General features: G+C 74.6%; 16 protein-coding genes and 2 pseudogenes. 10 read left to right on the forward strand and 8 right to left on the reverse strand.

Annotated elements, in window-relative coordinates:
* Window positions 1-522: 522 nt before the first annotated feature.
* Together U5M74_RS00525 and U5M74_RS00530 are read right to left on the reverse strand one after the other, a co-directional pair.
* Window positions 523-2,085 (reverse strand): DUF4389 domain-containing protein, encoded by a 1,563-nt coding sequence (locus tag U5M74_RS00525; RefSeq protein WP_410905135.1) that lies wholly within the window; start codon window positions 2,083-2,085, stop codon window positions 523-525.
* Window positions 2,086-2,121: 36 nt separating this feature from the next.
* Complete coding sequence (locus U5M74_RS00530; protein WP_410905137.1) at window positions 2,122-2,562, reverse strand: hypothetical protein; 441 nt, start codon at window positions 2,560-2,562, stop codon at window positions 2,122-2,124.
* A 319-nt stretch (window positions 2,563-2,881) separates the two neighbouring features.
* On the opposite strand from U5M74_RS00530, the gene U5M74_RS00535 reads away from it, so the two are divergent.
* The 3 genes from U5M74_RS00535 to U5M74_RS00545 are packed head-to-tail and all read left to right on the forward strand — an operon-like array spanning window position 2,882 to window position 5,198.
* Window positions 2,882-3,796, forward strand: a complete 915-nt coding sequence (locus U5M74_RS00535; RefSeq protein ID WP_410905761.1) for a universal stress protein — start codon at window positions 2,882-2,884, stop codon at window positions 3,794-3,796.
* A complete protein-coding gene (locus tag U5M74_RS00540) occupies window positions 3,793-4,671 on the forward strand; it encodes a universal stress protein (RefSeq protein ID WP_410905139.1) in 879 nt (292 codons plus the stop codon). The genes U5M74_RS00535 and U5M74_RS00540 overlap by 4 nt, the downstream gene beginning before the upstream one ends.
* Before the next feature lie 5 nt (window positions 4,672-4,676).
* Window positions 4,677-5,198 (forward strand): flavodoxin family protein, encoded by a 522-nt coding sequence (locus U5M74_RS00545; RefSeq protein WP_410905141.1) that lies wholly within the window; start codon window positions 4,677-4,679, stop codon window positions 5,196-5,198.
* A 263-nt stretch (window positions 5,199-5,461) separates the two neighbouring features.
* Here U5M74_RS00545 and U5M74_RS00550 read toward each other — a convergent pair whose 3' ends face one another.
* Window positions 5,462-6,919 carry a DUF2252 domain-containing protein gene (locus U5M74_RS00550; RefSeq protein WP_410905143.1) on the reverse strand — a complete coding sequence of 486 codons (1,458 nt, stop codon included), beginning with the start codon at window positions 6,917-6,919 and terminating at the stop codon, window positions 5,462-5,464.
* A 260-nt stretch (window positions 6,920-7,179) separates the two neighbouring features.
* Between U5M74_RS00550 and U5M74_RS00555 the strand changes: the two genes are divergently transcribed.
* Entirely contained in the window at window positions 7,180-7,464 is a 285-nt protein-coding gene (locus U5M74_RS00555; RefSeq protein WP_410905144.1) for a hypothetical protein, read from the forward strand.
* Window positions 7,465-7,534: 70 nt separating this feature from the next.
* On the opposite strand, the gene U5M74_RS00560 is transcribed toward U5M74_RS00555, so the two are convergent.
* Window positions 7,535-7,810: a hypothetical protein gene (locus U5M74_RS00560; RefSeq protein ID WP_410905146.1), complete on the reverse strand. Its 276-nt coding sequence runs from the start codon at window positions 7,808-7,810 to the stop codon at window positions 7,535-7,537.
* Window positions 7,811-8,212: 402 nt separating this feature from the next.
* On the opposite strand from U5M74_RS00560, the gene U5M74_RS00565 reads away from it, so the two are divergent.
* From U5M74_RS00565 to U5M74_RS00590, 6 genes and pseudogenes are all read left to right on the forward strand, one after another.
* On the forward strand, window positions 8,213-9,283 hold the full coding sequence (locus tag U5M74_RS00565) for a DUF389 domain-containing protein (RefSeq protein WP_410905148.1): 1,071 nt from the start codon (window positions 8,213-8,215) through the stop codon (window positions 9,281-9,283).
* A 211-nt stretch (window positions 9,284-9,494) separates the two neighbouring features.
* Complete coding sequence (locus U5M74_RS00570) at window positions 9,495-9,899, forward strand: cation transporting ATPase C-terminal domain-containing protein (protein WP_410905149.1); 405 nt, start codon at window positions 9,495-9,497, stop codon at window positions 9,897-9,899.
* Entirely contained in the window at window positions 9,896-11,344 is a 1,449-nt protein-coding gene (locus U5M74_RS00575) for a basic amino acid/polyamine antiporter (protein WP_410905151.1), read from the forward strand. Before U5M74_RS00570 ends, U5M74_RS00575 begins: the two co-directional genes overlap by 4 nt.
* Before the next feature lie 193 nt (window positions 11,345-11,537).
* Window positions 11,538-11,681 (forward strand): annotated as a pseudogene (locus U5M74_RS00580) (arginine deiminase family protein); the annotation flags it as partial.
* Between the two features lie 113 nt (window positions 11,682-11,794).
* Window positions 11,795-12,195, forward strand: a pseudogene (locus U5M74_RS00585) (arginine deiminase family protein).
* Window positions 12,196-12,299: 104 nt separating this feature from the next.
* Window positions 12,300-13,640 (forward strand): DUF1254 domain-containing protein, encoded by a 1,341-nt coding sequence (locus U5M74_RS00590; protein WP_410905153.1) that lies wholly within the window; start codon window positions 12,300-12,302, stop codon window positions 13,638-13,640.
* Window positions 13,641-13,650: 10 nt separating this feature from the next.
* Here U5M74_RS00590 and U5M74_RS00595 read toward each other — a convergent pair whose 3' ends face one another.
* From U5M74_RS00595 to U5M74_RS00610, 4 genes are all read right to left on the reverse strand, one after another.
* Window positions 13,651-16,065 (reverse strand): hypothetical protein, encoded by a 2,415-nt coding sequence (locus U5M74_RS00595; RefSeq protein ID WP_410905155.1) that lies wholly within the window; start codon window positions 16,063-16,065, stop codon window positions 13,651-13,653.
* Window positions 16,062-17,246, reverse strand: coding sequence for a hypothetical protein (locus tag U5M74_RS00600; RefSeq protein ID WP_410905157.1), 1,185 nt, complete (start codon window positions 17,244-17,246; stop codon window positions 16,062-16,064). Before U5M74_RS00600 ends, U5M74_RS00595 begins: the two co-directional genes overlap by 4 nt.
* 200 nt (window positions 17,247-17,446) lie before the next feature.
* Window positions 17,447-18,592, reverse strand: coding sequence for an endo-1,4-beta-xylanase (locus tag U5M74_RS00605; RefSeq protein ID WP_410905159.1), 1,146 nt, complete (start codon window positions 18,590-18,592; stop codon window positions 17,447-17,449).
* 129 nt (window positions 18,593-18,721) lie between these two features.
* On the reverse strand, window positions 18,722-19,447 hold the full coding sequence (locus tag U5M74_RS00610) for a helix-turn-helix transcriptional regulator (RefSeq protein ID WP_410905161.1): 726 nt from the start codon (window positions 19,445-19,447) through the stop codon (window positions 18,722-18,724).
* Window positions 19,448-19,638: the final 191 nt, after the last annotated feature.

Below are 19,638 nucleotides of genomic sequence, written 5' to 3' on the forward strand. Positions count from 1 at the left end.
AGCCGAGGACGTCAGCTCGCGTCGGCGCTGCACCCCCGCGTGCCCGGTGCGCGGATGGACGACCAGCCGCGCGTCCGGGAGCCCGCCGGCGGTGGCGGCGAAGACCTCCGGGCCGTGGCAGCCGTCGGCGTCGCCGACGACGAGGAGCACGGGCACGGTGACAGCCGGCGGCCGGTCGGTGAGGTCGAAGGCGCTCATCATCGCCGCGCCCGCTGTCCGGGGCCGGGTACCAGCCGGGCATCGCGGCGGCGTAGTCGGCCGCGAGGTCGGCCATCGTGACGTCCGGCGGCAGCCCGGTGCGGCGGTTGATCCACCACACCTCCCGCTCGCGGGCCAGCGCGCGCAGCGAGGCGAGCACCATGCGTCGCTCGAACCCGTTTGCGGGCTGCGGGTGGCTCGCCAGCCCCGGCATGACCAGCAGCGGCGCCCCGGTGCGGTCGTCCGGACCGGTGCGCAGGTAGGTCATGCCGGGTGCCCACATGCCCGTCTCCACGTGGACCCGGGCGTACCGGTCGGTCGTCGTCATGCCGCCGCCCCACGCTCGTCCGGCCGCGGGCCGCGCAGCCGGCCGCCCCGGTCGACCAGCACGGCCCCGCCGGCGACGAGGAGGACACCGAGGGCGGTCGTCGCGATCGCCGCGGGCACGAGCCACGGCAGCGTGGCGCCGACGTCCATCCGCGCTCGCAGCCCGGGGGCGCCGTCGGTGGGCATGACGACGGCGACCCAGTCGCCGTCCTCGACAGGCAGCCGCACCTCCTGCGAGCCCGTCCCGGCGGCCTGGGCCACCCAGATGTCCGCCGCGTCGGGAGGCGTGGCCGGGGCGGCGCCCGGCACCTGCCGGACCGGGTCCTCCGGCCCGATGGCGGTGTGCCGGACGCCGTCGAGGTAGCGTGCGGCGTCCTCCGCGCGCGCGATGCCGAGGAAGACGGCCTCGCCGTCGCGGGACTCGGCCCGGACGCGGACGTCACCGAGGAATCCCTCCAGCCGGTCGAGTGCCGGGGCCGGGGCGTCGAGCGTCACCTGCCCCGTCTGCACCGCATACCCCGGGGTGGAGATGCGATAGGCGGGGCTCGTGACGTAGGCGCCGTCGCGCGCGGCGAGCCCGACGCCGAGCGACACCCCCGCGGCCAGCGCGCCTGTGCCCAGGACCAGCAGGGCGACGCCGAAGCCGACGGCGGTGGGGGACACCATGCGGCCCCGCGGCTGCGCCGCGCCCGCCGGGCCGGGCGTGCCCGTCGGCGCGCCGGGTGCGCCCCGTGCGTCCGTCCCGCCGACCGGGTACGGGAGCCGGGCGGTTGCCCCGCCGGGGTACCCCACGGGGGCGGCGGACGTGGTGCCGGCGGGGCCTCCGCCCGTCGGTGCCGGAGCGGCGAACGCGTGGCCGGGGTCGTGGCCGCCGGTGTCGAGCCGGAACGGCGGGTACACGTCCGTCATCAGCGCCGCGTACGCGGCGACCCGCAGCACCCACCGCTGCAGCCCGAGGACCAGGTCGTACACGCCGCGCGGGTAGCTGCCGCGCACGAGCAGCACCACGCCGGCGACCAGCACGAGCAGGCCGATGAGCCCTGTCTGCGCCGGCCAGGTCTCCATGACCACGCGGTCGGACACGTAACTCGCCGTCTGCGCCCCGGTGCCGACGAACAGGGCGACGACCAGGTAGTGCGGCAGGGCCAGCAGCCACCACTTCACCAGCACGAGCCCGCGCGACAGGTGCTCCGGCCGGTCCACGTCGAGGTGGGCGGGGTAGCCGGGCACCTCGGCGAGGGTGAAGGGCGGGTACTGGTCGGTCGCCAGCACCCCGTAGGAGTAGTAGCTCACCCGCCAGGTCCACCGCAGCACGCCCACGTTGAACGCGAAGATGCCCTGCGGGTAGCGCCCGGTCACCAGGATCGCGACGAAGGCCGCGAGGCTCAGCGCCACGAAGGCGATCCACAGGAACGCCAGCACGACGACGTGGGGCACCACCAGGACCCACTTCACGAGCCACAGCCACCGGGACAGCTGCGGGGGCGGGTCGGCGTCGACGTGCAGCGGGTAGGCGGCCGAGCCGGGGACGGGCGTGCTGATGGCGGCCATCGTGATCATCTCTTCTCAGACGAGGCCCGGCGCCGCGGCCGGGTGTCAGGGCGTGCGGGCGCTGCCCGCGGTGAGGCCGGCGACCAGGCGCACGAGCGCGGCCAGGATCGCGACCACCGTGCCGACCGACCCGAGCACCAGCAGCACCCGTGCCACCAGCGCCCAGTCGAACGCCTGGCCGGCGAGGTCGAAGGGGAAGTCGCGCCACAGGTCGAAGGGGAAGACGCGCCACAGCGCGACGAGGGCGAGCAGGCCGATCACCGCGACGACGAGGTCGCCGAGGGCCCGCAGCCACGGCGGGTCAACCACCAGGTAGATCGCGTTCGTGACCAGGGAGGCGATGAGGGTCAGGTTCACGGCGTCGAGGACCGCGACGGTCTCGGACGTCAGGAACGGCACCGCCTGCCAGCCGGGCCGCACGTTGACCAGGTACAGCAGCGCGGCGTTGACCAACAGGGACACCGTGTAGCCGCTGCGGCGGTCCACCGCCGTCGGGCGGCTGCGCGGCTGCGGCCTTGCCGTGCGTGCAGCGCCGTCGCCCGTCATCGGTCCGTCCTCCCGTCGCCCGGCGCTCGGGGCGCGTGTGCCTGCTCGCGCGACGACTCCTCGACCTCGATCGTCGCGCCGCCGCGGGCGGCCGGCGCAGGGTCCCACGCCCCGTCGACCCGGGCCTTTCGGCCCGGGTCGGCTAGGTCCGGCGGTCCTGTGCCCGGCGGCCCGGAGCGGGTTGGCTGGGACCGTCGAGCACGGGCGCAGCCACCGGGCGGCGTGGCCGGCCGCGGAAGGGGTGAGGGCCGTGGACCTCATGGACTCCACGTGGACGCACGGCGTCGTGGTCGGCGTCGACGGGTCGAGCGACAGCCGCCGCGCCCTGCAGTGGGCGCTCGGCGTGGCGGCCCGGCACGACGCCGAGGTGACCGCGGTGTGCGCCTACGAGACGCCGTACGCCCCTTCCGCCCCGCCGGTCACCGGCGGGAACGACGACGCCCGCGCCGAGAGCCGCGACGCCGCCCTGCGGGTCCTGCAGCAGGTGGCCGGCGTCGAGGAGATGCGGCCCGACGTCGAGCTGCGGCTCGAGCCCGGCTCGCCGGCGCACGTGCTCGTGCAGCACTCGCGCACCGCGGACCTGGTCGTCGTCGGCCACAGTGGCGTCTCCGGCTTCGAGCGGTTCGTGCTCGGCTCCGTCTCGGCCGCCACCGGCGCGATGGCTCGCGGTCCCGTGGCCGTGGTGCCGCCCCGGGCGCGGACCGGCGCGCCTGCGCGCGTCGTCGTCGGCGTGGACCCGGACGGCGACCCCGGGGCCGTGCTCGACCTCGCGTTCTCCGAGGCGCGCGCCGCCGGCTGCATGGTGCAGCTCGTGCACGTGATCGCGGCGCGGACGCAGGACGAGGCCGTCGCAGAGACCCGGCACTACGCACGCCTGCGGCGCGAGCTGGCCTACGACCAGATGGGCGACCTGCTGGAGCGCTGGTCCGAGAAGTACACCGACGTCGACCGCGCGGTCGCCGTGCGGCGCGGCCGCCCCGCCGAGGTGCTGCTCGACGCCGTCACGCCGGCCGACGTGCTCGTCGTCGGCAGCCGGCGCCACCCGGTGCCGGCCGGGCGCGCGCTCGGGTCCGTGCCCGACGCGTTGATCCGCACGGCGCCGTGCCCGGTCGTCGTCGTCCACCCCCGGACGCCGCTGCCGCGGACGGACCGCGTGACGGAGGAGGAGCCGTGAACGATTCCTGGTCGATCGGCGTGGTCGTCGGTGTCGATGCGTCGCCCGAGAGCGCGCACGCCCTGGAGTGGGCCGTGCCCGCCGCCGCCCGGCACGACGGCCACGTGGTGGCCGTGTCCGCCTACCCGCCGTCGTGGGGGCCGCTCAGCGCCGCCACGGCAGGCGCGGTCGACCAGGCGCGGCGTGAGTGCGAGGGCTTCGTGCGCCGCGCCGTGGCACGACTGGCGCCGGACGCCGCGGCGGGCGTGGTGCGCCGCGCCGAACCCGGGAACCCGGCGGCCGTCCTCGTGGGCTGGTCCCGCAGCGCGGACCTTGTCGTCGTCGGCCGGAGCGGCGCCGCCGGGCTCGACCGCCTGGTGCTGGGGTCGGTCTCGCGGCTCACGGCGGCCATGGCGCGCGGCCCGGTCGCCGTGGTCCCGCCGACGGCCCGCGTCGGCGCGCCGGAGCGGGTCGTCGTCGGGGTCGGGGGCCTCGACGAGGATCCGACGGGGCTGCTCGACGTCGCCTTCGCCGAAGGACGGGCGGCCGGCTGCCCGGTCCGCGTCGTCCACGCCGTCGAGCCGCGATCGGCGGCAGACCTCCTGGCCTCCGAGCTGCTGCCGGCCGGTCCGTGGGACGACACCACCGAGGTCGAGACCCGTGACCTGCTCGAGCGGTGGTCCGACAAGTACACCGACGTGGACCGCACGGTCGAGCTCCGGCGCGGGGACGCGGCGACCGTCCTGCTGGACGAGGCCACCGAGCGCGACGTCGTCATCGTCGGCGGCCGCCGGCACCCCGCCACGGTCGGCCGCCTGCTGGGTTCCGTCCCCGACGCGGTGGTGCGCCGTGCGCGCGGCACCGTCGTCATCGTCCACGAGCACAAGGAGCGCTGAACACCATGGACGCACTCGTCCTCTACGAGTCGAGCTTCGGCAACACCGCCGCCATCGCCCGTGCCGTCGCCGACGGCCTCGGGGAGCTGATGGCCGTGCGGCTGGCCGAAGTCGGAGAGCCGCTGCCCGCTGGGGAGCCTCCAGGTCTCGTCGTCGTGGGTGGGCCGACGCACGCCTTCGGCATGAGCCGGCCGCAGACCCGGCGAGACGCGCTGCAGCAGGCGCACCGCGACGGCGACCCCGGGCCTGGGGTCCGCGAGTGGATCACCGCCCACCCGCCGGACGCGCGCAGCCTGTACGCCACGTTCGACACCCGGGCCACCAAGGTCCGCCACCTGCCTGGGTCTGCCGCCCGCGGTGCCGAGCGGGCGCTGCGCCGGGCCGGGGCGCGCACCGTCGCCGAGCCGGAGTCCTTCTACGTCACCGACGTGCAGGGGCCCTTGGTCGCTGGTGAGGAGCAGCGTGCCCGTGACTGGGGGCGGCAGCTGGCCAGGTCCGCGCGGCAGACGATGACGGACGTCCGGTAGGACCAGAAGCTGCAGGCGTCTACGCGGGCGGTCAGGCAGTGTGCGCTCGAACTAACAGAGTGCCGAGCGCGCACGCTCGGATACATTCGTCGGAAGTCGGAAACGGACGATGGCCTCTGATCTGCTCACGAGCAGTCAGGGCCATCTTCGTACCCGCGAGCGACCGGCGACCGAGCCCTGACAGATCGCCGTGCCGGCGGGCGACAACCTGGCTCCGCGAGTCATGCAGGTCTGGCCGGGCTTCCGGGCGTTCCTCGGCGCCCTCAGACGTCGCGCTCGGCCCGCACCCTCCCGGAGCCGATCGCGTCGACGAGCGCGGCGTGGTCGCGTTCGTTCTGGTCGGCGTACGCCTCGGCGAACTCGGTGATCGCGTTCTCGAACGTGTCGGATCCGCCCAGGTAGGCCCCGATGGCGATCCGGTCGCCGGAGCGGGCGTGGGCGCGCGCGAGGGTCCAGCCGCACAGCTCGGCGTAGATCCGCATCGAGCTCGGTCGTGCTGAGCTTGCCTCGAAGGAGAACTTCCAGTCCTTGAGCTGGCGGACGTAGAAGTCCCGTGCCTGCCCGTCGATCCCGGACTCGACGTGCTGCCAGCCGAGGAAGATGTCGCTCGAGGCCTGCATCAGCCGCTGGCCGGAGACCACCCGCTGGCCCTGGTTGCGGTAGGGGCCGGCGCCGCAGAAGCGGCTCAGTACCGACTCCTGCGCCTCCTTGACCTGCAGGAACAGCGGGTCGGACCCGCTGTGGCCCTGGAAGAGGATGATCCACGCGCGGGTGCCGACGCTGCCGACGCCGACCACCTTGCGGGCCATGTCCTGGAACTCGAACTGCTCCATCAGGAACCGGCGGTCGCTGCTCAGCGTGCGCCGGTAGCCGGCGAGGAGGCCTAGGAGCTGGGCCTTGAACGCTTCCAGGTCCTGGTCGTCGAGCAGTTCGGTGAACGGCACGATCAGCGGCGGGTCGGAGAGGATCTTCAAGCGGCCCTGCTCCATCCGGGCGAGCTTGCTCAGGGCCTTGATGCTGTCGCTGGTGCGAGCCTTGGCGACCGCCTTGTCGAAACGTCTGCGCTGCTTGCCGGTGACCTCGCCGGCGTGCTCGGCTCGGATCCGCTCGACGTCCGCGCGGGCGTACCACACGGCGAGGTTGGTCATCGTGGCGAACTCGCGCATCGAGGTGCGGTACTTCGCCGTGCCGGCGGTGACGATCGCGCGACGCTGCTTGCGCGAGTAGCCGTTCTCCCGTCCCGCGATCTCCAGGCTGGCCGCGAGCCGCTTGACGTCCCACTCCCACGGCCCGGGCAGGGTCTCGTCGAAGTCGTTGAGGTCGAAGACCAGGTTCCGCTCGGCGGACCCGAAGAGGCCGAAGTTCGACAGGTGCGCGTCACCGCACGCCTGCACCGCCAGGCCGGAGACCGGAGTGGTCGCCAGGTCGCTCGCCATCGGCAGCGCGGCGCCGCGGAAGTAGGCGAACGGCGAAGACGACATCCGGCCGTAGCGCACCGGCACCAGCTCACGCAGCCGGCTCTCCGCCTGCTCGTCGAGCAGGGTGATCGGGTCCGGCCGGTCAGGCTGCGGGTCGAACGCGGCGTGGCTCGACCGCGGGACCGCGGCCCGGGCTTCTTTTCCCCGGGCGGTCCGTTCTGCGGGCGTGAGGCGCCCGGCCGCCGAGTCGAGACGGAAGCGGCGCGGCGCCGTGCTCGCGGTCCTGGTCGTCGTGACGCTCATCGGTCCTCCTCGGCAGCGCAGGGGACGCACCCGAGCCGCCCCGTTCAACGAACACGGCGGAGACGGCCAGGTCATCCCCCCTGGCGGGTGAGGACGTCGCCACCGACCCGGCACGCACGAGCGCGCGCAGCCAGGGCGATCCGCGACGCCGCCGTGTGCACCGAGCGGACGGGTGCCGCACAGCGCGCACGATCCAGTCGTGCGCTCGACGCGGTGGTGCACTATGGGCAGGCCCGGTGCGTCGAAGGAAGGAGCCTTGTGTGGCTGACGAGACGGAGAGCCACGGGCGCCCGCGGCAGGCCGACGCAGCGCTCGTCCTCGGGATCGGCGGGATCGCCGCGTCGGTGGTCCCGATCGTCGGCGACGTGGTGGCGATCCTGCTCGGCGTGACGGCATTCGTCACCGGCTGCGTCGGCCTTCGGATCAGCGAACGGCAGGTCCGTCCCGGGATCGCGCCTGCGCTGACGGGAACGCTCCTCGGCGTGCTGGCGATCGCGGTCGTGCTGTTCGGGCTGATCGCCATGACGGTGCGGCCGACGGGCTGACACCTGCGGACGCCGCCGTTGCCTGACGGCCTCCGTTCGACGACCCTGCCGACCTCCCTGGACATCGCAGCTAGTCGTCGGCCCTGGACGCGGGGACGGTGCCCTTGATCGCCGAGATCACCGCGGTCGCGCCCAGCCCGGCGGCGAGCAGCGGGGCGCCGACCATCGTGGCGAGCGTGGCGACGAAGCTCAGCACGGTGGCGACCAGCTCCAGGCCGGGCTCGCGGCTGACCCAGACCGGGTAGTCACCGATCAGGAAGTTGGGGACGAACCATCCGACGAGCAGGCCCACCGCCAGCAGGACGGCGCCGGTCTTGACGAGCAGGGGTGCGGTCACGAGCTTCATCGCCTGACTCCCTTGTCTGCGGGTCTCGCCCGGTGCGGCGGCATCCGGCCTCGCCGGCGCCCGGGCGCTTGGCGTCGAGGCTATCGGTGCGGTCGTGCGACAGGTAGCGCCGCGAGGGGTGAGGCGTGCCAGGTGCCCGGCGGTGGTCGGGCGGATGCCGGGCGGACGCCGTCGTCACGGGGGTGCCCGTGCTCGAGGGAGGTGGCCCGGTGGTCACCCGCGCCGGAGGATGTCGGGCTCGACCGCCGTCGCGACGCTGGAGGCGGCCGCCACCGCTGGGCGGTACCGCGCACCGAGGAGCCCGCCATGCCCGTCCACCCGACCGCCACCCCGGCCACGTCGCACCACCCACCGGCGGCACCGCGGTAGGCCCGAGGGCACGTGCGACGCCCGGACGGCGACATGGCGACCCCGACTCGCGGAGACCGCGACGCGACGCCCGACGACGACGCGGCGTCGCGCGGCCGCCTGCTGCGGCTGGCCGTCCCGGCCGCGCAGCGCCGCCCGTTCGCCGAGGTCGTCGACCGCCTCGACCTCGGTGTCGGCGACGTGCGGGCGAAGCGGTCGGCCTTCTGGGCGATGCTCGTCCTCTCGGGCGTCATCGCCGTCTGCGGCGTCGTCACCGACTCCACGGCGACGGTGATCGGCGCGATGATCATCGCGCCCCTGTCGACCCCGATCCTCGGGTTCGGCCTCGGGATCGTCGCGGCCGACCGGCCGGTGCTCCTGCGGTCGCTCGCCTACGTGGCCGGTGGGACGGTGGCCGTCGTGGCGCTCGGGGCGCTCGTCACCCTCGCCCTGCCCGCGACGACGGACGTGCTGTCGAACTCCCAGGTCACGGGCCGGACCTCGCCGGGGCTCGGCGACCTGGTCGCGGCGTTCGCGACCGGTTTCGCCGGCGCGATCGCGCTGGCGCGCCGGGACGTCAGCGACGTGCTGCCCGGCATCGCCATCGCCATCTCGCTCGTGCCGCCCCTGGGCGTCGTCGGGGTGTGCCTGGGGGAGGGGCAGCCGTCGCTCGCCGCCGGCGCGCTGCTGCTGTTCGTCTCCAACGCCGTCGCGCTGGTGGTCGCCGCGACCGTGGTGTTCTCCGGGGTCGGCTACCTGCGGGACGCCCGCGCCGCCCGTCTCGGCGCTCCCGCACCGCGCCGCCGGGCCGCGGTGCTCACGGCGCTCGCGGTCGTCCTGGTGGTGGCCGTGCCCATGGTCGCGAACAGCGTCCAGGCGGCGCTCGCGCAGCTGTGGCTCAGCCAGAGCGAGGACGCCGCGCAGGCCTGGGTCGGCGCGGTCGAGGGCGCCACGGTGGACGACGTGCGGTGGCAGGGCCAGGACCTGGTCGTCGAGATCCGCAGCCCGGGCGACCTGCCGGACGTCGACCCGCTCCGGCACCAGATCGACGCGGTCGTCCCGTGGCGTCCCGAGGTCGTCGTCCTGCACACCGTGGGGGAGCGCCTGGTGCCGCCGGGGGGCTGAGCTTGCGGGCGAGCGCCGCCGGGGCGGAAGGTGTTCGCGGGCCGTCGACCCGGCCGTCACGCACGACGCACGATGCGACGCATCGGCCGGCAGGCGAGCCGTACCAGGAGCTGGGCTCCAGGGGAGGCGAAAGCATGTCGAGCGAGGACCACGGACCAGGTGCGGCCGGGGCGGGCCGTCGGGACGCCGTCGAGCAGCGCGCCGTCGCCACGTGACCAGACGCAGCGGCACGCAGGCCGAGCCCGGGGCCGGGGAGTCGGTCCCCGCCACCGAGTCCCCGCAGACCACGGCCGTCACCATGCTCGCGCCCGGCCGGCTCGCGTACCTGTCCAGCTGCCGGTGCCTGCACCGCTCGAGCCTGACGCCGAGGGTGCTGCGCGGGGACCGGGCGGCGTGGTGCGCCGCCGCCGCGCTCGTCCTGCTGCAGGCCGCCTTCGTCGACGTGCCCTTCCTGCACGGGTGGTTCGGCTCGGCGCCCATCGGGCCGCGCGAGGGGCTGGTCTCCGCGGGGCTCGCGGTCGTCGTGCTCCTCCTCACCGAGCCGGTCAAGGCGCTCGGCCGCGCACGCGAGCGCTACGCCAGCGGCCCGACCGCTCAGGACGGGACGAGAGCATGACGCACGACGGCACGACCACCACGCGAACCAGCGCGACGAAGGTCTCGGGCCTCACGCTCACGTCGATGGTCGTGGGCTCGATGGTCGGGGCCGGGGTGTTCTCCCTGCCGCGACGCTTCGCGCAGGAGACCGGTGTCGTCGGCGCGCTGATCGCCTGGGCCGTCGCCGGGGCCGGCATGCTGACCCTGGCGCTGGTGTTCCAGCGGCTCGCGGTCCGCAAGCCGGAGCTGGACGCCGGCGTCTACGCGTACGCCAAGGCAGGGTTCGGCAACTTCACCGGGTTCTTCTCCGCCGCCGGCTACTGGGCCAGCGCGTGCGTCGGCAACGTCACCTACTGGGTGCTGATCATGTCCACGCTCGGCGCCTGGATACCGGCGCTGGGGGAGGGTGGCACCGTGCTCGCCGTCGGGGTCTCCTCGGTCGGCCTGTGGCTGTTCTTCCTGGTGATCCGGCGCGGCATCAAGGAAGCCACCACGGTCAACCGGGTCGTCACCGTCGCCAAGCTCGTCCCGATCCTCGTCTTCGTCCTGCTGGCGCTGTTCGTCTTCGACCCCGGCGTGTTCGCCGAGAACCTCCGGGGCGCCGACTACGCGGGCTCCTTGTTCGACCAGGTGCGCGGCACCATGCTGGTCACGGTGTTCGTGTTCCTCGGCGTCGAGGGCGCCAGCGTCTACTCGCGGTACGCCCGCCGCCGCGAGGACGTGGGCCGGGCCACCGTCCTCGGCTTCCTGTGCGTGCTGGCGGTCTTCGCGTCCGTGACGATCGTGTCCTACGGAGTCATGCCGATGAGCCGGATCGCCGAGCTGCGCCAGCCGTCGATGGCCGGGGTGCTCGGCACGGCCGTCGGGGAGTGGGGCAGCACGTTCGTCGCGGCCGGACTGATCGTCTCCGTGCTCGGCGCCTACCTGGCGTGGAGCCTCATGGCGGCCGAGGTGCTGTTCGTCGCGGCCAAGGACCGCGACATGCCCCGCTTCCTGGGCCGGCAGTCCGACCGCGACGTGCCGGTCAACGCCCTGCTGCTCAGCACGGCGCTGTCCCAGGCGGTCCTGGTGCTCACCTACTTCTCCGGCGACGCCTTCGACTTCGCTCTCGACCTGACCGCCGTCACCAGCCTGGTCCCGTACCTGCTCGCGGCGGCGTACGCGATCAAGCTGCGGCTGTCACGCGAGACCTACGCCGGCGCGCCCGCCTCGACCCTGCGCGGGGACCTGGTGATCGCGGCGCTGGCCACCGTCTACACCGTGTTCATGCTCGTGGCGGCAGGTCTCGACCTGCTGCTCGTCTCGTTCATCGTCTACGCCCCGGCGCCGGCCCTGTTCGTCATGACGCGCCGCGAGCAGGGCCGCCGGGTCTTCACGCCGACCGAGCTCGCCCTGTTCGTGGCGGTGGTCGGCGCCGCCGTGGCCGGCGTCGTCGGGCTCGCAGCCGGCTGGATCTCGCTGTAGCCCGCACCGCACGCCACCTGCCCGCCGTCGACGACAGGTCCTCGCCATGACCGCTCCTGCCGCCTCGTCCGTCGTTGCTCACGGCGTCCACTCCGAGGCGGGCCGGCTCCGCAAGGTCCTGGTCTGCCGGCCGGGCCTGGCGCACGAGCGCCTCACCCCGACCACCTCCGACGACCTGCTCTTCGACGACGTGATGTGGGTCGAGGCCGCGCAGCGCGACCACCGCGACCTCGTCGACAAGCTCGAGAACCGCGGCGTGGAGGTCGTCGAGCTGCACGACCTGCCGGCCGAGACCATGGCGATCCCCGCCGCCCGCTCCTGGCTGCTGGACCGCCCGATCGTGCCCGACCCGGTGGGCCTCGGCCCGGTGGAGGGGACACGAGCCTTCCTCGACTCGCTGCCCGACGGGACCTGGCGCGGTTCCTCGTCGGCGGGCTGGCCATCGGCGACCTGCCCGCGGACTACCGCACCGGCTACGGCGCCCTGGCCCGCGAGACGCCGGACGCACGGGAGTACCTGTTGCCACCACTGCCCAAGCCCCGCTACACCCGGGACACGACCTGCTGGGTCTACGGCGGGGTCACGCTCGACCCGCTGTACTGGCCGGCGCGCAAGGACGAGTCGCTCCTGATGATGGCCGTGTACACCTTCCACCCCGGGGACGAGGGCTCGACCGTGTGGTGGGGCGACCCCGAGCAGGACTGGGCCCGGCGACCGTCGAGGGCGGCGACGCCGTGCCCGTCGGCAACCGCACGCTCCTGGTCGGGATGAGCGAGCGCACCTCCCGGACACGGTCGGGACACGGTCGGGGTGCTTGTGCCCTCCGGGCAACCGCTCCAGGCTGGACGTGACGGCGACTGTCGTCCACGACGTCGTGGACGCAGCACGCCGGCCTCCTCGACGCCGCCGGCGCCGCGCGCGCCGGGGCCGCGAACGCCCTGCAGAAGGAGCCAGGATGGGCACCTCCGGAGTGGTGGACGACCGTCAGGCGCGGCAGATCGCCCTCGAGGCGTACCTGTACCTGTACCCGTTGGTCACCATGGAGACGACGCGGCGCCAGGCGACCAACGCGGAGCCGGGCACGGCCGTCGGCCGCGGTCCGATGATGACGTTCACCCATGTCCGGGCGTTCCCGACGGCCGACTTCCGGGACGTGGTCCGTCCCAACTTCGACACGCTGTACTCGGCCGCCTGGCTCGATCTGACCGCCGAGCCGGCCGTGGTGTCGGTGCCGGACGCCGGGGACCGCTACTACCTGCTGCCGATGCTGGACATGTGGACCGACGTGTTCGCCTGCCCCGGCACCCGCACGACCGGCAACCGGCCCGGACGGTTCGTCGTCGTGCCGCCCGGCTGGACCGGGACGCTCCCGCACGACCTCGTGCGCATCGACGCCCCGACGCCGTACGTCTGGGTCGTCGGGCGCACGCAGACGAACGGTCCGGCCGACTACGCGGGCGTGCACGCGTTCCAGGACGGCCTGCGGGTGGCCCCGCTGTCCCGGTCGGGCTCGCCGGTCGAGCCCCCTCCCGTCGCGGTCGACCCCGCCGTGGACATGGAGACGCCGCCGCTGCGGCAGGTCGAGCAGATGACCGGTACCGAGTTCTTCGCCCGTGCGGCCGAGGTGCTCAGGAGGCAGCCGCCCCACGTCACCGACCATGCCGTGCTGGCCCGGATGCGGCGGATCGGTCTCGACGTCGGCGGTGAGCCCGCGCCGGCCGTCGTGGAGCGTGCCGCCGACGGCCTGCTCGACGACGTGCCCGCGGCCGCGCTGGCGGCGATGAGCGCTGCGCTCCCGCGCATGGCCAGGGTGGTCAACGGCTGGCAGCTGAACACCGACACGATGGGGGTGTACGGCAACGACTACCTGAAGCGGGCGATCGTCACGATGATCGGTCTGGGTGCCAACCCGGTCGAGGACGCGATCTACCCGCTGGTCTCCACCGACGACCGGGGCGAGCCGCTGGACGGGACCGGCGACTACGTGCTGCACTTCGAGCCCGCCGAGCTCCCGCCGGCCCACGCCTTCTGGTCCGTGACGCTCTACGACACCGAGGGCTTCCAGGTCGCCAACCCCCTCGGCCGTTTCGCCCTCGGCGACCGGGACCCCCTGGCCTACGGCGAGGACGGGTCGCTCGACCTGTACGTCCAGCACGCCGACCCCGGGGAGGGGCGGCGGTCGAACTGGTTGCCGGCGCCCGCCGGGCCGTTCAACCTCACGGCGCGGCTGTACTGGCCCGAGCCCCAGGCGCTCGACGGCCGGTGGGTCCCCCCGGGAGTGCGGCGGACCGCGTAGCCCGCCGGCGTCACGTCGTCGGCGAGGCAGCCGCGGCCGGCGTCGGCTCGGGCGTCACGGCGGCGTCCGGCGTCGGCTCGGCGGTGCTGGCCGACGGCGCCGGGGTCGACGGGGCCGCGGTCGCCGGCGCCAGGGGCCGCGACGTCGGCGTCGGGACCTGCGCGCTCCGGCTGGGGGAGGCGGTCGGCGTCGGGGTGCCGGAGGACGGCGCCACGCCCGTCGGTGATGGCGCGGCCGCGCCGGGGGAGGGTGGCGAGCCGTCGGGCGACGGGCCGGCCGACGGCTCCTGCGCCGGTGCCACCGGCGGCGCGGCCCCGAGGATCCCGGTGATCTCGGCCTTGACGGCCTCGAGCCGTTCGTCGATCTCGGTGATCGAGTACGACCCGATGTCCTGGGCGAACAGCGTGAGCTCGTCCCAGACCGCGCCCAGGGCGCGGAGCTGTTCCTCGCCCGGCTCGCCGGGGACCGACAGCACGAGCTGGTTCGCGACGGCGGCGGTGATGCACTCGTAGCAGTCGTAGTTCGCCGCGACGGCGAGGTTCTGCGGGACCACCACCTGGGCGTCGTCCATGATCAGCACGACCTGGAACGCGACGGCGACCGCCACGCAGCCGGAGCACGACGCGTAGGCGTGCGCCTCGTTGACGTTGCGGACCTCGTCGCCGTCGGCCCAGACGAGGGCGAAGGCGACGTCGTAGCGGACGGCGCCGTCCTCCGTCACGACGGCGAGGGCCTGGTTGTCGCCCTCGGCGGGCGGCAGCGGCGCGTCGAAGGGGAAGACCCAGGCGTCCTCGGGTGCACCGCCCTGGGCGTCGCCGTCCGCCCCGCCGTCCGCCGGCACGAGCACCATGGCGAGCGCGGGGTCGTCCTGGGTGGGCAGGGTGCCGTCCTCGGGGAACGCCGCGACGAGCGGCTGCCCGGCGGAGAGCACGCCGTCCGCCGCGGCACCGACCTGCGGCGCGGTGCCCGGGCCCTGCGTGCCACCCCGCGCGCCGCCGTCCGCCCCGACGGCCGGCACCGGGTGCTGGGTCAGGAGCGTGGTGATGGTGCCGCGCTCGTCGGGCTGGATCGGGCGGTAGGTGCCCCCGCCCGGCCACCACGCCCAGGCGAGGCCGCCGATCAGCGCGGCGCCCAGGGCCGCGGCCGCGACCCGCCTGCGGGCCGAGCCGCGGCCCCACCGGGCCAGGCCGCGGGCGAGGCGGAAGGCGAGCCGGCCGAGCACGAGGACGCAGGCCACGACGGGCAGGGCCACCCCCAGCGCCTCGAGCCCGTGGCCGGCGACGCCGACGACGTCGCCGCGGCCCGTGGCCTCGGCCAGCGCGGACGCGTCCTCCCGCAGGGCGGCACCGGCGCTGCCCAGCAGGCGGGGCACGGCCCGCACCATGGCGAACAGCATGAGCGCCGTCAGCGGCACGGCGACCAGCACCCACGCCGTGATCAGCGTGCGCGCCCGAGGGGTGAGCACCCGCTGCTCCGGGTCGTTCCAGCGGTGCGGCAGCAGCCCCAGCAGGGTGGGCCTGATGCGGTGGTACAGGTCGGGCACGCCCGCCAGGTCGGCGAGGACGTGGTACCCGTCGTACCGCAGCAGGGGCAGCAGCTGCGTCACCATCTGCAGGATCTGCGTCGCGACCAGCAGGAGCAGGGCCTCCCAGCCGGTGGCCCACCACGCGACGAAGGTGAGCACCACGACCACGGCGTTGAAGTACAGGCCGCCGAGGTCGGTGCGGATCCGGCCCGCCCGGTCCAGCCGGTAGCTGTCGGTGACGTCGGTGTAGAACGCGGGCCAGACCAGGTAGAGGCCGGCGCCCATGGACCCGGGCACGGCGCCGCCGTAGCGGCTCGCGGCGGCGTGCCCGAACTCGTGCAGCCCGCCGGAGATCACCGTGACCACGAAGACCAGCACCAGCAGGTGGGGGCGCTCGAAGGCCTCGTACGCCGAGGCGCCGAGGCCCCGCTCGAAGAAGACCCAGAGCACCACGGCGAGAAACCCGAGAGCGATGGGCACGACCACCACGGGCCGGAAGAGGAACCGGAAGGGGTCGGTCAGTCGGCGGGTGGTGGCCGGGTCGGTGACGGCGACCCGGGGCTTGAGCCCCAGCAGCGGGTCGGAGCGCTGCAGCTCGGGTGCGGAGCCGTCGGCGCGCAGGACGAGGCCGAGCGGCCGCAGGTGGCGGTCCAGCAGCGTGCGCACGTCCGCCTCGGTGACGCTGCGGCCGGACGTCGCACCCACCGCCGCCGCGATCTCGGCACAGCTCCGCCGGCCGTCGACGGCGCTCAGCACGAGGTAGAGCAGGGGAGTGAGCTGGAGGACCTGGCCGTCCCCCCGCCGCACCAGGGCTGGTGGGGTCCGGTAGCCGGACCCCACCGTCTCCCCGAGGAGCTGGACGCCGTCGACGCGCGCGGGGGCGTCGATCAGCGTCGTCATGACGTGGAGTCGTCAGCCGGGCTGGTCGTCCCGGCGGCGGGGGCCGGCTCCGTGGCGGCGGGCTCCTGCGCGGTCTCGTCGGCCGAGGCGGTGTCGGTGTCGACCGGCTCCACCGACGCCTGGTCGATGTCCGAGACCTGGTCGGAGGTCGCCTCGGCGCTGCCGGTGACCGACTGGTCGATGATGGCGTCCTGCTGCGCGATCGCGACGGCCTCGGAGTTCTCCGACAGGACGTTCGCCGCCACCGAGGCGTCGATCGGGGCCGCGACGTTGGCGTTCGCCGCGACGGCGCCGTTGATCGGCGCGGCGAGGTCGGCGTCGAGGTCGACGTTGACGTCGACGTTGAGCAGGTCGCCCTGGAGCAGGTCGCCGGTGTCGAGCCCCGCCGCCGTGTCGGTGACGTCGTCGAGCACCTGGCCGACCGTCCCGAGGACGTTGCCGGCGGCGTCGAGCACCTGGCCCGTGAGCGGGTTCACCGCGCCCACCACGGCCCCGGCCTCGTCGACGACGTTGCCGGTCATGGCGTCGAGGACGCCGAGGACCTCGCCGTCCGCGCCCAGCACGGTGGCACCGTCGACGAGCTCGGTCACGGTCCCCACCAGGTTCCCGGCCGCGTCGACGACCACGCCGGTGGTCTCGTTGAGGGTGCCAAGGACCGAGCCGTCGGGGGCGACGACGTTCCCGGTCGCCGCGTCCAGCGTGCCGACGATGGCGCCGGACGGGTCGACCACGACGCTGCCGTCGACGGGCGCGCTCGCCGCGGCCTCGGCGGCGTCGGCCGCCCCGGCGTCGGTGGTCGCCGTGAGCGCGGACACTTCGCCGGCGTCCTCCGCCGGGACCGCGGCGTCCTCGACGGTGTCGCTCTGGTCGATGGTGCTGTCCTGCAGGGCCGTGGCCTGGGCGTCGGCCTCGATGGTCTGGTCGACCTGCACGCCCTGGTCGGACATCGCCTGCGCGGTCGAGCCGTCGGAGAGCAGGTTCGTGCTCACCGCGGCGTCGATGGGGGCCACGACGTTGGCGTTGAGCGCCACCGACAGGTCGACGGGCGCCGCGCCGTCGATGGCCAGGTCGACGTCGGCCGCGAGGTCGAGGATCGAGACGACCTCCTTGTCGGGCAGGGCGACGACGCCCTCCCCGGCCAGGTCCTCAGGGGTGAGGGGCTCACGCTGGTTCGCGTCCATGACGATCTCTCCTCCCGCTCCGCCCGGTCCGGCTGGGCCTCGCTGGTTCCCGTTCGAGTGACGATCGGAAGGTACCCGGCAGCCGGGCACGTCGCCCTGCGAGAGCCTGACGGGGCCCGGGACGCCACGAGGGGCGCGCCCGGACGGACGTGCCCCTCGTGCGTGCCCTCGTGCGTCGCAGCGGTGCGACGGCGTCCTGCTCAGGCGGCGTCGCGCAGGACCTCGCGCAGCGCCTCGTACTGCGGCTTCGGGTTGTCGTGCGTGTCGTACAGCAGGCCCGCACCCTGGCCGGTGAACCAGCCGGGGATCCACGAGCCGGCGTCCGAGACGCCCCACACCGTGTAGGAGTTGCACGCCTCGACGGTGAGGCAGTCCTCGAGCGTCTGCGCCCACCACTCGACCTGCTGGGCGGCCTCGGCCGGGTCGGCCGGGGTGTTGGTGTAGGTGCCGTTCGGCTTCTGGGTGACGAACGTGCGGATGTCCACCTCGGTCAGCGCGACCTCGAGGCCCAGGTCGGCGAACCGCTGCAGGTTGTTCCGCAGGTCCGGGTAGCCGTACTGGGTGTCCAGGTGGCCCTGGAAGCCCACGCCGTCGATCGGGACGCCGTCGGCCACCAGCTCCTGGACGAACGCGTAGGCGGCGTTGCTCTTGGGGCCCGTGAACTCGAGGTTGTAGTCGTTGTAGAAGAGCAGGGCCTCGGGGTCGGCCTCGTGCGCCCAGCGGAAGACGTCGGCGACGTACTGCTCGCCCGGCAGGCCGAGCTCCTCGTAGGCCTGGTACCAGATGGTCTCGCGGAACGTGCCGTCGTCGTTGAAGATCTCGTTGACGACGTCCCACTGCTGGATGTCGCCGGCGAAGTGGCCCGCGACCGTCCGGACGTGCTCCTCGAGGATCGCGCGCAGCTCCTCGGCGGTGAGGTCGCCGTCCGTGAGCCAGGCCGGGTTCTGGTTGTGCCACACGAGCGTGTGCCCGCGCACGACCTGGCCGTTGGCCTCGGCGTTGGCGATCAGCGCCTCCGCCGCGGCCCAGTCGTAGACGCCGCGCTCCGGCTCCAGCGACTCCCACTTCATGACGTTCTCCGCCGTCACGCTGGAGTACTGGGTGTTGACGATGTTGCGGTACTTGCCCTTGCCGGCGAGCAGGTCGGCGTTGACGGCGACGCCGATCTCGATCCCGGCCTCCTCGGCCAGGCTGCGCAGCGTGTCCTTGCCGATGGTGGCCGAGTGCTGCGAGGCGTCGGGGTCGGCCGGCGGGGCGGGGGAGGCCATCACGGCGGTCGGGGCGACGACCAGGGAGCCGAGCGTCAGGGCGCCGGCGAGCAGATGACGAGACGTACGCACAAGCATGCTCCTTTGCATGGTGGGACGGCGACGGAACGTCGATAACGTTTTCCGCCACCGGGTGAGCAGGACACTAAGGGTGTCCGTTTCGTCCGTCAACAGGTGCGCCCGGCGGGTCGAGCGGCGCCGGCTCCGTCAGCCGCGGCGGGCCGCGCCGACGGCGGTGCGGTAGGCCGCGACGCAGCAGCGGCCCGCGCCCGGCTCCAGCCGGGCGTCGACCGCCGTGCACCCCAGCCCCTCGGCGACCCCGGCGACGTACGCGTGGTTGAGCCCGCACACGAGCGGGGTGTGCCGGCGCGCGAGCGCGTCGAAGGGGCAATTGCCGAGCAGCAGCCGCTCGCCGCCGGCGTCCAGGTGGGGCTCGTAGTCGCGGGCCGCGAGGGCCCGGCCCAGGCGGGCGAGGTCGTCGTCGGGCGGCGCCGCCTCCGCGTCGGGCGCCCGCGCCGCTGCGGCGCCCGCGTCGCGGCCGGCCTGGGCGGCGGCCGCGTGCGTCGCCTCGGCGAGCGGCACGCCGTCCTGCGCCCGCTCGACGGCCACGGCGAGGATGTGCCCCACGAGGTCGTACCGGCGCGGCGGCAGGGAGACCGCCACCTCCCGGTCGGCCCGGCGGTAGAGCTTCGCCGGGCGCCCGGCGCCGGGCCCGGACCGGCCGCCGAGCCGGCGGAACTCCACGTCGAGGAGCCCGTCGGCGGCGAGCCGGTCGAGGTGGAACTTCGCGGTGTGCGCGGGCACGCCGACCGCGGCCGCGGCCTCCTCGCGCCCGACGGCGTGGGGCTGCGCCGCGACGTACCGGTAGACGGCGGCGCGCGTGGGCTCCGCCAGCGCGCCGATGGCGCGGGTCGCGTCGGTCTGCTCGTCCATGGCCGGCCTTCTATCGGAGAACAGTATTGACGTTAGTCCTCGCCGCTCCTACCGTCGAGGGAGGGGGACGAGCGGGCCGCGGCGACGGGCCCGCCCGGGTCCGGAACAGCCACGGGAGAAGGGTCTCGCGATGGATGTCAGGCCGCACCACCTCGGAAGCCCCGGGGGCCACCATGACTGACGTGGCCACC

It is taken from the genome of Puerhibacterium sp. TATVAM-FAB25 (assembly GCF_046535855.1).
GTDB lineage: Bacteria > Actinomycetota > Actinomycetes > Actinomycetales > Cellulomonadaceae > Puerhibacterium > Puerhibacterium variabilis_A.